The 13919-nt window shown below is 56.8% G+C and carries 10 protein-coding genes; 5 read left to right on the top strand and 5 right to left on the bottom strand.

The window, feature by feature from the left end:
* Positions 1-50 precede the first annotated feature (50 nt).
* Complete coding sequence (locus tag BMY98_RS22660; RefSeq protein ID WP_074892614.1) at positions 51-389, top strand: tryptophan synthase subunit beta; 339 nt, start codon at positions 51-53, stop codon at positions 387-389.
* 1284 nt (positions 390-1673) lie between these two features.
* Here BMY98_RS22660 and lapD read toward each other — a convergent pair.
* From lapD to BMY98_RS22635, 5 genes are all read right to left on the bottom strand, one after another.
* The gene (gene lapD, locus BMY98_RS22655; RefSeq protein WP_074892613.1) at positions 1674-3620 is read right to left on the bottom strand and encodes a cyclic di-GMP receptor LapD; all 1947 of its coding nucleotides are present in this window, start codon (positions 3618-3620) and stop codon (positions 1674-1676) included.
* Between the two features lie 8 nt (positions 3621-3628).
* Positions 3629-4324, bottom strand: a complete 696-nt coding sequence (gene lapG / locus BMY98_RS22650; protein ID WP_074892612.1) for a cysteine protease LapG — start codon at positions 4322-4324, stop codon at positions 3629-3631.
* 222 nt (positions 4325-4546) lie between these two features.
* Positions 4547-5938: a TolC family outer membrane protein gene (locus tag BMY98_RS22645; RefSeq protein WP_074892611.1), complete on the bottom strand. Its 1392-nt coding sequence runs from the start codon at positions 5936-5938 to the stop codon at positions 4547-4549.
* Positions 5935-7260, bottom strand: coding sequence for an HlyD family type I secretion periplasmic adaptor subunit (locus BMY98_RS22640; protein WP_074892610.1), 1326 nt, complete (start codon positions 7258-7260; stop codon positions 5935-5937). Before BMY98_RS22640 ends, BMY98_RS22645 begins: the two co-directional genes overlap by 4 nt.
* Before the next feature lie 13 nt (positions 7261-7273).
* Complete coding sequence (locus BMY98_RS22635) at positions 7274-9049, bottom strand: type I secretion system permease/ATPase (protein WP_074892609.1); 1776 nt, start codon at positions 9047-9049, stop codon at positions 7274-7276.
* 607 nt (positions 9050-9656) lie between these two features.
* Between BMY98_RS22635 and BMY98_RS22630 the strand changes: the two genes are divergently transcribed.
* From BMY98_RS22630 to BMY98_RS22615, 4 genes are all read left to right on the top strand, one after another.
* Positions 9657-10634, top strand: a complete 978-nt coding sequence (locus BMY98_RS22630; protein WP_074892620.1) for a glycosyltransferase family 2 protein — start codon at positions 9657-9659, stop codon at positions 10632-10634.
* A 339-nt stretch (positions 10635-10973) separates the two neighbouring features.
* Positions 10974-11519: a dTDP-4-dehydrorhamnose 3,5-epimerase gene (rfbC, locus tag BMY98_RS22625; RefSeq protein WP_074892608.1), complete on the top strand. Its 546-nt coding sequence runs from the start codon at positions 10974-10976 to the stop codon at positions 11517-11519.
* 145 nt (positions 11520-11664) lie between these two features.
* Complete coding sequence (locus BMY98_RS22620) at positions 11665-12483, top strand: ABC transporter permease (protein WP_074892607.1); 819 nt, start codon at positions 11665-11667, stop codon at positions 12481-12483.
* On the top strand, positions 12473-13831 hold the full coding sequence (locus tag BMY98_RS22615; protein WP_175514205.1) for an ABC transporter ATP-binding protein: 1359 nt from the start codon (positions 12473-12475) through the stop codon (positions 13829-13831). The genes BMY98_RS22620 and BMY98_RS22615 overlap by 11 nt, the downstream gene beginning before the upstream one ends.
* Positions 13832-13919 lie beyond the last annotated feature (88 nt).

The following is a 13919-nucleotide window of genomic DNA, read 5'->3' as shown; positions in this document are numbered from 1 at the left end:
GCAGCCGTCCCTGACGGTTGCCAGCCCGGTTAGTCCCTGAGGAATGAGCCATGTTTTACGTTCAGCGCGATGCCGATGGCACGCTAATTCGCGTGGAAGCGACGGCCTTCGCCGAAGCAAGCGAGCAACTGCCGCCCGATGACCATCAGGTGCAAGCCTGGTTTGCCAACGAAGTGGTCGAGAAAAGCCTGATCCAGCTCAAGTCCAGCGACATGGACATGATCCGGGTACTGGACGACTTGATTCAGGTCCTGACCAGCAAAGGCATCCTCAACATCACCGACCTCCCCTCCGCCGCACAGGCGAAATTGATGGATCGTACCCAGGCCCGGGAAACACTGGGCGGCCTGAGTGATTTGATCAATGACGATGAACAACGGCTGATCTGAAGCCCACCCACCTCCCCGACCTTGGCGCTTATCCGCTTACGGCATGCCATTCGAAAACAATGCTGGCTGACGCGCTAGATGCAAGAGCGCGCGGGCCCGCGAATGCGTTCTGTCAGTTGATAAAAGGTAACCGACACACCGCAATCGCGAGCAAGCTCACTCCCACAATTTCACGCCCGCCCCCAAAATCCGCGTTGCACGCAAATCCCCTGTAGGAGCGTGGCTTGTCCCGCGATCTGGCGCGAAGCGGCAGTCAACCCGATGAATGCGGTGTGCTAGCGATAAATGCGTCGGGAGGTTTGACGACTGCTGCGCAGCCGATCGCGGGACAAGCCACGCTCCTACACCGTACGGTGTCTGGCGCAGCATCCCTGTTCGCCGCATATGCAAATCTGGAGCCGGCTTGCTGGCGAACGCGTCCTGTCAGTTGATAAAAGATAACTGACACACCGCATTCGCGAGCAAGCTCACTCCTACAATTTCTGCACGCGCATCCGCGTCGAACGGATTTACGTACCCGCACCCAAAATCCGCGTCGAACGCAAATCCCCTGTAGGAGCAATCGGAGGTTACGACGGTCGCGAAAGCGGCGGGTCTGTGACATTCATGCCGTCTGACCCACCGCAATCGCGAGCAAGCTCACTCCTACAATTTGTGTATCCGCCTCCAGATCCGCGTCGAACGCAAATCCCCTGTAGGAGCAATCGGAGGTTACGACGGTCGCGAAAGAGGCGGGTCTGTTACATGAATATCGCCTGACACACCGCCTTCGCGGGCAAGCGCGCTCCTACACAGAGCGCGTCAGCCAGCATTATTGAATTCCACCGGCAGACGCATTGGATGACCACCCGCCGCTGTGGAATCGCAGGATGAAATGGAATGGACCTCGGTCCGCCTCTGCCCGAAGGGCGTAGGAGCGCGCTTGCCCGCGAAGGCGTCTTCCGGGGCGCCGCCCCCCACGCCTGACACAACGCCTATTGACCAACCCATACAAATCCGTACGAGCCGGCTTGCTGTCGAATGCGGCGGGTCTGTTACATGAATATCGTCTGACACACCGCAATCGCGAGCAAGCTCACTCCTACAATTTCTGCACCCGCACCCAAAATCCGCGTCCAACGCAAATCCCCCTGTAGGAGCAATCGGAGGTTACGACGGTCGCGAATGCGGCGGGTCTGTTACATTCATGTCGTCTGACACACCGCATTCGCGGGCAAGCGCGCTCCTACACAGAGCGCGTCAGCCAGCATTATTGAGAGAACAGCAGGCGGATTCCTCAGCCCATCACTTCCACGGCGCAGGGTCCCCGAACAACTGCCCCTGTACCCCTTCAATCCCCATCTCAAGGATCACCCGGTGTTCACCTTCTGTCTCAACACGCTCGGCAATCAGCGGCAGGTCGATGCTGTGGGCCGCGCGCTGGACTGCTTCGATAAACAAACGCTTATGACTTTCCTGGTCAATGGTGCGGATGTAGCTGCCATCGATCTTCAAATACGCCAGCCCCAGATGCGCCAGGTTGCCGATCATGCTGAAACGCCCGCCAAACCGCTGCAGCGCCAGGGAATAACCGGCTTCTTGCAGGCGTCGGGTCAGCTTCTCCAGCACCGCTTGCTCCGGCACCTGCTCCTCGCCGATCTCGAAGGTCAGGCGGGCGCCGAGTTTCGGGTGCTGGCGCAGGGCGTTGAACACTTCGTTGAGCGCCGCCGCGTCGTTCAGCGTGGCCGCCGACAGGTTCAGCGCCAGTCGCTCATTGTGCGTACCCAGATGCCCCAGCACTTGCCGCAACATCAGCAAATCCAGCCGGCTCGACCAGCCAAAGCGTTCCAGCCACGGCAGAAAGCGCCCCGCCGGAATTGTCTCGCCGTCAGCATCGACCAAGCGCGACAGCACCTTGTAATGCATCACGGTCGCGCCATCGCCCGACGCCACCACCGGCTGGAAGAACAACTGAAAACGCCCGTGCTCAAGGGCATGGTCCAACGTCCTGTGCCACGCGTGCTGATCCTCACCCAGATCACCAATCGCGCCGCGCTCGATGCAATACCACGATCGCTCGCCGCCGCTTTCAGCCTGGGAAAGCGCCTGATCCGCCAACCCCAGCAGGGTCATCGACGCATCGCCCGGGCTGTACGGCGCCAGCCCCATGTGCGCGACGGGTGAGACATCGGAGGCACCGGTGGCTTCCAGACTCATCAGCGCCGCCTCAAGATTCTGCACCAGCTGCACGGCTTCATCGTGAACCATGCCCGGCGCCAGCACGGCGAACTCACCGCCTCGGCTGCGGCTGATGAGGTTACGGGTTTCCGGAAACTTCTCGCAGTGACGCACCAGTTGCTCCGCCACCGCCACCAGCAAGGCATCGGTGCGCTTGCCGCCCAGACGTTGGTTCAGACCGGCCAGATCGGTGACGCGCAACAGCATCAAATACCCCGCGCGGCCGTCTTCCAGATGACTGACGTGGGCGTTGAGCTGCATGTCGAAATAACGGCGGTTGGACAGCCCGGTCAGGCTGTCCTGATAAGACTCGATGCGCAGCTTCTCACTGCGCTCGGTGCTTTCCTGAAACAGCGCCTTGAGCTTCTCGACCATCTGGTTCATCGCCTGCACCACCCGGCGCAGCTCCGGCGTGCGCGGCAGCTCAGGCAGAACGAGGAACTCGCGACGACCAATCGCCTGGGACTGCGCCACCATGTAGTCCAGCGGCTTCAACTGCCGGCGCAACAGCATCGCCCCCAGAATCGCACTGACCACGCCGCACACCAGCAACCAACCCAGGCTGCCCAGCGCGCTCTGCCACAGTTTCGCCAACGCGAACATCGGATGACTCACCACCTCGACCCGCGCCGTCTGCTGCCAGCCACGGCTGACAATCGCCTCGCCGCCCGCCGGTTCAAGCCCGATGGCGTTGATGAACCACTGCGGCACGCCCTGATTGTCCGGCGTCGCACTGCGCTCGACGATCGCGTCGCCACTGGCCAGATCCACCACCCGGATGCTCGCGTAATAACCGCTGTCAAAGATCGACGACACCATCAGCTCAACCATCGCCGGGTCATCGATATTGGACGTCAGCGACAGGGCCAGCGAGGTCGCAGCGTCCTGGGCGTGGGAGCGCAACTGATTGACGTACTGCGCCCGCGAGCTTTCGAGGCTGACGACAAAACTCCCCGCAAAGGCAACCACCAGAAACAGACAGATCGCGATCAACAGCTGTTTGAACAGAGACATCAGTACTCCTAATTCTCGGGCTCGGTGGGGAAGCCTTCTGCAGTCATTTTTTTCAGCACGTCCTGCCACCGAGACAGACGCTTGGTGTCGCTCACTTTCTTGTTGCCCTGCGCGCCCGGCAGCCACAGCCCTTCAGCGTTGAAGGCATACACCGGCAACAGATCCGTGCGTTGGCTGGCGGGTTTGATCTCGTCGATCAGGCTGTCGAGCACCAGCGGCATGGCGTTGGGGCTCGAGTAATAGGTCAGCACCATGTGCGCGCGATTCAGGCGCAGCGCTTTAACGTACGTGATCAGCAGCTTCTCGCTGGGCACGCCGAGGCGGCGCAGGCTGAAATACTTGGCGATCGCGTAATCCTCACAATCCCCCGCGCCCTTGATCAGCGACTCGACCGGTGTCGCCCAGTAATCGACCTCGTGCCACAGGTCGATGTCTTCGGCGTAGCGCATCTGCTTGTTGAAGAACAGGTTCACGACCTTCAGCTTGTCCAGCTCGCTGACCTGCTTCTCGGTCGCCAGCAGGTTCTGCCAGGCATCGATGCGCTGCTTGCCGGCGCCCAACGGACCGTACAGCGCCTCGGCACGGCGGCTGATCAGGGAAAAATCCCAATCCGCGCGCAGATAGCCGACACACGCCGTGCACGTCAGTGCAAGCGCCAGAAGCATCCATAATCCAGGGCGCTTTTGAGCCGAACGTGCTGCCAATTTGTCTAGTCCATCGGGCAATGGATAACGGAAAGCGATGGTGAGGGGTTGGGGGAGGAAACGCAATGGCGCAGTGCGATCATGCGCGGAAGCAAATGCCCGCAAATGCGCTCCATGACAGGCTCGTGCCCGTTGATTTCATCGCTGCCAGGTTGCCAGTCAAACGCTGGCGGTAGGCTGAAAAGTGCTTGCGCCACACCAACTGACGCATGTTTTCCCCGTTTACTTGGGGCTTGAGTTACCCAAGTCCTTCAGCGCTTCGGAATCATCCCCGCCGAGCCAGACGTTCACACTGGCAACGCTCTCTTGCGACAGCTTGCCGGCCCAGCGATTGAGAATGAACAGGTTGGTGATGAAGTCGTACTGAGATTTCAGCAGATCGCCACGGGCCTTGAATTCGTTCTGCACGGCGGTCAGCACATCGACGGCGTTAACCACGCCATAGCTGAAGGCTTTCTGCGCGGCGATGCTCGATTGCTTGGCCGAAGACAATGCATTCTGCCCCGCGCGGATCTTGTCCACGGCAGACTGGGCCGTCAGATACGCGTTAGTGGTTTCCTTCACCACTTGCCGGCGCACCCCCTCCAGATCCTGCTCGGCTGCGTATTGTTCGTCATACAACCCGCTCACCCGCGCAGACGTCGAGCCACCGCTGTAGATCGGTACTTTCAGGCCGATGGTGGCGACATAGCTGTCGCTGCGCGGGGTCAGGGTGTTGTCGTAACCGACGTCACTCTGCGAAGCCCCGAGGTTGAAACTGAGCGAGGGATAGTGACCGCCCTTCCCTTCGCGCACCGCCGCATCGGCCGCCGCCAGATTGCTTTCATACGCTTTGAGTCGCGGGTTGCTGTCGAGCGCCTGGGCGATCCAGGCGTCCAGCGGCAGCGTCGGCGCTTCCAGGGCGATGTCGTTACGGATCCGGCTCAAGCGATCATTGATCGGGCGGCCGACGATTTCCGACAACCCTTCCCGTGACAAACGCACCTGATTGCGCGCCTCAATTTCCTGGGCAATCAGCAAGTCGACCCGGGCTTTAAGATCCAGCATGTCGGTGATCTTGGCCATCTGCCTGGCGTACAAGGCGTTGACGCGATCAAGGCTGCCCTGAGTGGCGCGACGCTCGGCCGAGACCAGCTCCAGCGCATCGTCGGCGGCCAGCGCAGCAAAATAGCGCTTGGCCAGATCCACCGTCGCTTCCGCCTGAGAGTCTTCGGACTGCGAGCTCTTCTGCAGCGTGACGCTCTTGGCCTTCTGATAACGCTCCCACGCTTCCTTGTTGTAGATGAACTGGCTCAGGTTCAGCGAATAGCTTTTGTTGTCATAGATGTCCCGGGATTGCTCATCCTTGCGCAGAATCCGGTTGATGTTGCTGCTCGCCGAGACTTGGGGCAGCAATCCGCCAAACGCCTCACGCTCCTGCTGCTTGGCAGAGCGTGCATGGGCGTAGGCCGAAAGAATGCGCGGATCTTCAAGCCGCGATTCCTTGTACAGCGTCATCAGGTCAAGGGAATAGGTCGAAGCGCTGACCTGTTGCGGGGCGGCGGGCTGCGCCGCAGTGGCGTTCAGCGCAAACAAGCCAAACAGCAGACCAGGAAGCATACGAACCACGGTCATTCCTCGATCATCGATTTGGCGAACATGTTGCGAGCAGGCTTGAGCAGGTATTGCAGCATCGTGCGTTCGCCTGCATTGATCAGCACCTCCGCCGGCATGCCCGGTTGCAGTTTGCGGTTGCCCAACCGCTGCATGCCTTCATCGGTGACTTTTACGCGCACCAGGTAATAGCCCTCGCCGGTCTTCTCGTCAGTGAGCCGGTCGGCGGAAATTCGCGTGACCTGCCCTTGAATGACGGGCGTGGTGGCCGCGTTGAACGCGCTGAAGCGAATATCGGTGAGCTTGCCGAGGGTGATGCGATCGATGTCGTTGGTCGAGACGTGCGCCTCCACGACCAGGTCCGAAGACTCCGGCACGATGTCCAGCAGCGGCGTCCCCGCGCTGACCACCCCGCCAATGGTGTGCACTTTCATGTCCAGCACCATGCCGTCTTCCGGGGCGCGGATGACGATGCGCGACAGCCTGTCCTTGAGCGCGCTGGCTTTCTCCTGCAAATCGAAGACCTGCGCCTGCACATCGCTCAGGTCCTTGGCCACGTCGGAGCTGAATTTCTGATTGGTCTGAACGATCTGCATCTCGGTTTCGTTGATTTGCAGGCGGGTCTTGGTGATCGTCGACTGGTGGTCAGCGACCTCCGACTTGAGCATGTCCAGCTTGCGTTCCTGTTCAAGCAGGCGCTGCTTGTCGACGAAGCCCTGACGCAAGAGGTCCTTCAGCTCGGTGATTTCACCGGTGTAGGATTTTTCGAGACTGACCTTGGTCGCGATCATGTCGTTAAGGCCGATGATCTGCTGCTTCAACTGGCCGATGCGCTCTTTCTGCACCGAGATCTCGCCCAGGCGCGCGTCATGCCGGGACCGGAACACCTGAGCCTCACCGTCGATGGCTTCACGGGCACGATCACTTTCGACACCGTCGATCTTCAGCGCCGGAATGGCCGGCTGATCGTCACGTTCGGCACGCAGACGCGCTTCTTTGGCCCGTGCGGTGATGAGCTGATTGCGGGTGGATTCGTACTCAGAACTGAGCTGGCCATCGTCAAGGATGATCAACGGATCGCCCTTGTGCACCGTGTCGCCGTCACGGGCGAGCAGTTCTTTTACGATGCCGCCCTCAAGGTGCTGGACGGTTTTGCGGTAGCTCTGCACGGTGACGACACCGGAACCGTAAACGGCGTTGCCCAGCGGGGCAAAAGCGGCCCAGGTGCCGAACAAGCCAAAGGTCACGAGCACAATGGTCATCCCAACCCGGCGGATGCCACGGTCGGAAGTGGGCATGTCTTCAGAATGCTCGTCGAGCACGGTAATCGCGTTACTGGTCATTCAAGAATTCCTGTCAGGCGCTGGGCTGAATAGCGCCGGTCGCAGCGGGAGCGACCCGAGGCGGTGTTTGACCCTGTGCCTGGGCCTGGGCCTGCGCTTGAGCTTTGGCCTGCTGCTGGGCCAGTTCGGCGATCACTTGGTCACGGGGGCCATACATCGTCAGGCTGCCGCTGTTCAAGACCATGATCCGGTCGAGTCGCGACAGCACGTTAGGACGGTGAGAAATGATGAACACCGTCGCGCCGGTTTCTTTCATCTTTTGCAGCGCCACACCCAGCGCACGTTCACCGACCTCATCAAGGTTGGAGTTAGGCTCATCCAGCACGATCAGCCGAGGGCTGCCATACACCGCACGCGCCAGACCAATGCGCTGACGCTGGCCACCGGACAAGTTAACGCCTTCGCTGCCGATCACCGTGTCGTAACCGTCGGGCAGTTGCAGGATCATTTCGTGGACGCCAGCCGTGCGCGCCGCCAGCACGACTTTCTCGGGGTCGATCTTGCCGAAACGAGCGATGTTGTCGCTGATACTGCCTTCGAATAATTCGATGTCCTGAGGGAGGTAACCCAGGTGCGGGCCGAGCTTTTGCTTGTCCCAGGCACTGATGTCGGCGCCATCGAGCCTGACAACGCCATGCTGTGGCGGCCAGATGCCGAGCAACGCACGCGCCAGCGTCGACTTGCCTGCCGCGCTTGGCCCGACGATACCGACGATGCTGCCGGCGGGCGTCACGAAACTGATGTTTTTGATCACCGCCGCTTTCGCACCCGGCGGCGCCACGAAGAGGCTTTCGACCTGCACATGCCCTTCCGGATTCGGCAAGGACATCCGCTCGGGCTCGGCGTTGAGCTTGTCCAGGGTTTCATTCAAGCGCTGGTACTGCACGCGCGCTGATACGAAGCCTTTCCAGCTGCCGATCATCTGATCGATCGGCGCGAGTGCACGGCCCAGCAGGATAGAACCGGCCATCATCAAGCCAGGATTGATCTCATGGGTAATCACCAGGTACGCGCCTGCCGCCAGCATCATCGACTGGGCCCAGGCCCGGAACGTCTTGGAGATGGAAGTGATCACGCCGCTCTTGTCGCTGGCCCCGGACTGCAACACCAGCACGCGCCGCTGCCGAACCGCCCAGCGTCCCATCAGGGTGTCGAGCATGCCCATCGACTCGATGACTTCAGCGTTGCGCAGGCTTTTGGTGGTGTGCAGATTGGCGGTAAGGCTTTGTTTGTTGGCCTCGGCCAGCGCGGCACCGGTGTAGCGATGATTGACGTACGCCAGCGCCACCAGCACCACCGCGGAGACAACCGTCATCCAGCCAAACCAGGGGTGAAACAGGAACATCACGGCGGTGTACACCGGAAGCCACGGCGCATCGAAGAACGCAAACAACCCGTTTCCGGTGAGAAATTGCCGCAGCGAGGTCAGGTCATTCAGGGACTGCGCCGACGCGTCCATGCCGCCGCTGTTCAGCGCTTTCCGGAAACTTGCGCGGTACACGTCGCGACTGAGCAGCACATCCAGCCGATTGCTGATGCGCACCATGATGCGCGACCGCACCCACTCCAGCGACCCCAGCGTCAGCATCAGCATGGTGAGAATGAGGGTGAGCATGATCAGCGTGGACGTGCTGCTGCTCGGCACCACCCGTCCCGAGACCTGGATCATGTAAAAGGTCGGAACGAGCATCAATGTGTTGACGAAAAGACTGAAGAACCCGACCGAGAGGAAGCTCCCGCGACAAGCCTTCAGTGCCGCTTGCAGGTTGTTTTCGTGTGAGCGACTCATAGAATCCATGACTGAATATAGAAGGCTGCGAAGCCGAGGGCGTGCGGCAACGGTTAAGGCCGGCAGCATAAGAGCCGTCAACCGACGTTGCGTTCCGCGTTCAGATTCTTTTCCTGCTATCTCGACACTGGACTACCGGTGTTATTCGTTGCCGGGCTGTCGATCCGACGAGCTGTCGACTGTGATTCGAGGCTATAAAGTAAGCGTGATGCCGGTTGGATGATGCTGCGATTGAGGGCGGCGATCCAATACCGTCGCTCGTTTAGCGCAGGTTCAAGCGCGCAACCGCAGAGTGGAACAGATGCGAACGGACACGGAATGCGGTTTGGCATTGATGCTCGGCTGCTGCGCTGGACCGGCTGCCAACATGTAGAGTCGGCCTTACCAAGGCGGATGAGCCGACCTCAGCTCATGACATGGGCTTGCTTGAGATGGGAGCTAATGGTCTCCAATCTGGGCTGAACTGATTATTACAGCAGTCGCATACAATCAATCACTAGCCCAACGCTACCTAACGCGATGGATCGTTCAAAAACCTACGGGGCGGGAAGCTGACGTAGGAGGCCCAAGACGTTAATATGCCGAGCTTTTACCAGTGAAGAAATTTTTGAACACGCAGCTTCTGGAGAAGAATAAGGGTCACGCCGCAGAAACGGTTAACGAGCGGGCCGATGTCGCGATTCTGATGTGTACCTACAACGGTGCAGCGTACCTGCGTGAACAACTTGAATCTTTCGAAAGCCAGTCCTTGAGGAGCTGGACACTTTACGTGTCTGACGACTCATCCACAGACGAGACACGCTCCATCCTCAACGAGTACCAGCGTCGCTGGGGTGAGCGCAAGCTACTGATGTTCGAAGGTCCTTGCCAAGGCTTCGCCAAAAACTTTGTGTCCTTACTGAAAAGACCCGAAGTCCAAGCGCGTTACTACGCGTTCAGCGATCAGGACGATGTCTGGTTCAGCGACAAGCTGGAACGCAGCGTAAGGCATCTCGATGCTACTGCTGAACACACACCAGCACTGTACTGCTCAAGAACCCGATTGATAAACGCCAACGGCTCCATCATTGGGTTTTCTCCCCTATTCAGCCGCCCGCCTTCGTTCCGAAATGCTCTGGTCCAAAGCCTCGCCGGGGCCAACACCATGCTTGTAAATGACGCTGCGCGAGACTTGTTGATGGGCGTTCCAGGAGACGCAACGGTCGTAGCGCACGACTGGCTGACCTACCTCATCGTTACCGCTTGTGGGGGTACGGCCGTTTACGACGCGGAGCCAACCCTAGACTACCGCCAGCATGGGGGTAATCTCATTGGTGCGAACGCAAGCTTCACTGACCGGATTACAAGGATTCGAAAAATGCTGTCCGGCCGATTTGTTGAGTGGAACGACGCTAATTTGCATATCTTAAGCGTCATAGAGTCTCAAATGACTCTTATGAACAAAAAGACTCTTAGCGACTATAAAAACGCGCGAAATCTGGGTCCTTGGGGCCGCATGCGAGGGATACACGTTGCAGGTCTCTACCGGCAAACGTTTGAAGGCAATGCCAGTCTGGTTTTAGCAGCATGTCTTGGCCGGCTTTGAAGCAAAGCCAAAACCCAAAAATCTGAATCATTTGGCGAACCTGAACATTAGCCAACCATTGCAGCCGGGGTCGGGCATGTCGTTCGTCGCGATAGGGGTGAGGTATGCGTGGTAGACAAGCGCTTATGTTAATGTGCAGCCCTTTGGCTGGCGCATAGCCAAAGATCATCCAGCCAGGCAATTGGTGTGCTGCGCGCGTCGCTGACGGCGCGATAAAAGCGAATTGCCCGTTGTTGGTCGTAGGGGGGCGCAACGTGACCTACCACGTCCAGCCCCACTCGTGCGGCCATGCAGAATCGACCTGAAAAATTCTTACCAGCTAGCGGAGATAAAGCTCACATGAAAGCCACTCGCCTTGATATCCCAGAGGTCATACTCTTTGAACCCAAAGTATTTGGCGATGATCGCGGCTTTTTTTTCGAAAGTTTCAACCAAAGACTATTTGAAGAAACCATCGGGAAACCTGTTCAATTCGTCCAGGACAATCACTCACGATCTGTCAAAAACGTCTTGCGAGGATTGCATTACCAGATTCAGCAACCGCAGGGAAAGCTGGTTCGAGTGACTCATGGTGAGGTATTTGACGTGGCCGTAGATCTGCGCAAAAGCTCCCCGACCTTTGGTCGATGGGTCGGTGCGAGCCTAAGCGGTGACAACAAGAGACAACTCTGGATTCCCGAGGGCTTTGCCCATGGCTTCGTAGTCATCTCAGAATTCGCCGAGTTTCTTTACAAAACTACTGACTACTGGGCGCCGGAACATGAGCGCAGTCTCGCCTGGAACGATGAGACTGTCGGTGTTGAATGGCCCTACGCCGGGGCGCCGATCTTGTCGATGAAAGATCAAACGGCGGTGAAGCTTAGCGAGGCAGACCTATTCTCCTAAACGGCAGAGGTCATGCAGGACTGGAAAATGAGTTACGCGGATCCTTAGCGGACGCACTGTTCCTACTGGTACGAGCGCATGCCAAGGTAATAACCGTACGCGTTGAATCAGATGTTGGTTAACAAACTATCCACTGGAGAAATTAATGCAGGCCCACCCCATAGCCCCATCGGAAATGGCGAAAAGCTTTATCCGGAATCGGTCCCTAACATGGGCGCTTATTAAAAGAGAGGTTGTCGGCCGGTACCGCGGGTCAACGCTGGGTTTGCTCTGGTCGTTGTTCAATCCGATTTTTATGCTGGTGATTTACACGTTCGTCTTCAGCGTGGTGTTCAAAGCAAGGTGGAGCGTAGATAGTAGTTCCAAAACCGAGTTCGCACTTATGCTGTTTGCTGGACTTATGATATTTAACCTGTTCTCAGAATGCATAAACAGGGCGCCATCACTAATAATCAGCAACACGAATTATGTTAAGAAGGTTGTCTTTCCCCTGGAGATACTATCCTGGGTTGCAATGGGGTCAGGTTTTTTTCACTTCCTTGTAAGCTTAGTCGTATGGCTCGCTGCCTATATGATTCTCTTTGGAGAACTTCATCTCACGGCTCTGTTACTACCTGTAGTTCTCGCCCCGCTTCTCCTGCTCACGCTTGGACTGGTATGGTTTCTGGCATCGCTGGGCGCATACCTTAGAGACGTAAGTCAGATCATCTCCGTCCTGACTTCCGTGCTGATGTTCATGTCCCCGATCTTTTACCCTGTAACATCTTTGCCTGAAAAGTACTGGGTATATATGAACTCTAACCCCTTGACGCCTCCGATTGAGAATGCGCGAAAAGTACTTTTCAGGGGAGAACTGCCGGACTTTAGTGCGCTCGCCATCTATTATGCGGTAGCGATTTTAATATTCTGGTTAGGCTTCGCCTGGTTCCAGAAAACACGTAAAGGATTTGCTGATGTGCTCTGATATCGCGATTGATGTGGAATCAATTAGCAAGCGCTTTCAAATATATGACAAGCCTAGAGATCGTCTGCTACAGATGATCACTCGAGGTAGAAAACAGTATTTTCGCGAATTCCTAGCAGTTCGGGACGTGACATTCCGAGTCGAGAAAGGGGAAACGGTAGGAATCGTTGGCCGAAATGGGAGCGGAAAGTCCACGCTTCTGCAATTAATCTGCGGGACATTAAACCCCTCAGCTGGCAACGTCCGCACTTGGGGTCGGGTTGCTGCTCTTCTGGAACTAGGTTCAGGATTCAATCCAGAATTCACCGGTAGAGAAAACGTATATATGAACGCTGCGGTTTTAGGCCTTTCTAAAGCCGAGACCGATTCGCGATTTTCGGACATCGAAGCTTTTGCAGAGATCAACGAATTCATCGATCAGCCTGTCAAAACGTATTCGAGTGGGATGATGGTCAGATTGGCATTCGCAGTTGCGATCAATGTCGATCCACAAATTTTGATAGTAGATGAAGCATTGTCTGTTGGTGATGAACGTTTTCAGCGTAAATGCTTCGCTCGGATTGAAGCAATCAAAGCCAAAGGCGCCACGATCCTGTTTGTGTCTCACTCCGGGAATACTGTGATCGAACTGTGTGATCGCGCCATCTTGATGGATGCAGGTGAAAAACTAGCCGAGGGCCTGCCTAACCAAATAGTCAGCCAATATCAAAAGCTGCTTTATGCACCAGCAGAGAAGGCGGCGGCAGTCCGCGATGAAATTCGAAAAGGTATTTTGGAGGAGCAGTTAAAGGTTGCTTCGCCTCGAAGCCTGTCTGAAATTCCTGTTTTGGTTAAGATGGATGAACATCTGGACCTAGAAGAATACTTTGATCCACATCTAAAGTCGAAAAGTGTCGTCTCTTATGTATCTCATGGTGCGCGTATCAGCGAGCCGCACATAGTGAACCTTAAAGATGAGCCGGTAAATTGTCTACGCAGAGGCGACAGTTACAAATATAGATATACCGTCGACTTTGATAGATCTGCTACAGCGCTGAGGTTTGGAATGATGATCAAAACCTTAGCAGGCGTAGAAATTGCCGGGGGAACTTCGGCTACAAGAATTCAAGACGCTGTCCCTCATATAGCGGAATCAACCAAAATCCAAGTCGAGTTCAAATTCAACTGCCACCTAAACCCAGGCGCGTACTTTTTGAATGCTGGCGTGATAGGCATTGTTGACGAGAATGAAACATATCTGCACCGACTGATAGATGGATGCTTAATTAAAGTTCTACCAATGTCGGTTAACACGGCTACTGGCATAGTAGATTTTAGCTGCAAAGTAAACTTAACAGACTTGGTTTAAAATTATGAATGATCGAATCCAAAAGACGATTATCATCGTACTAGGCATGCACCGGTGCGGTACAAGCAGCATTACTAGAGCCCTAAAG

The organism is Pseudomonas graminis, assembly GCF_900111735.1.
Taxonomy (GTDB): Bacteria; Pseudomonadota; Gammaproteobacteria; order Pseudomonadales; family Pseudomonadaceae; genus Aquipseudomonas; species Aquipseudomonas graminis.
The sequence above is the reverse complement of the archived record's forward strand: the minus strand, read 5'-3'. Positions and strand labels throughout refer to the sequence as shown.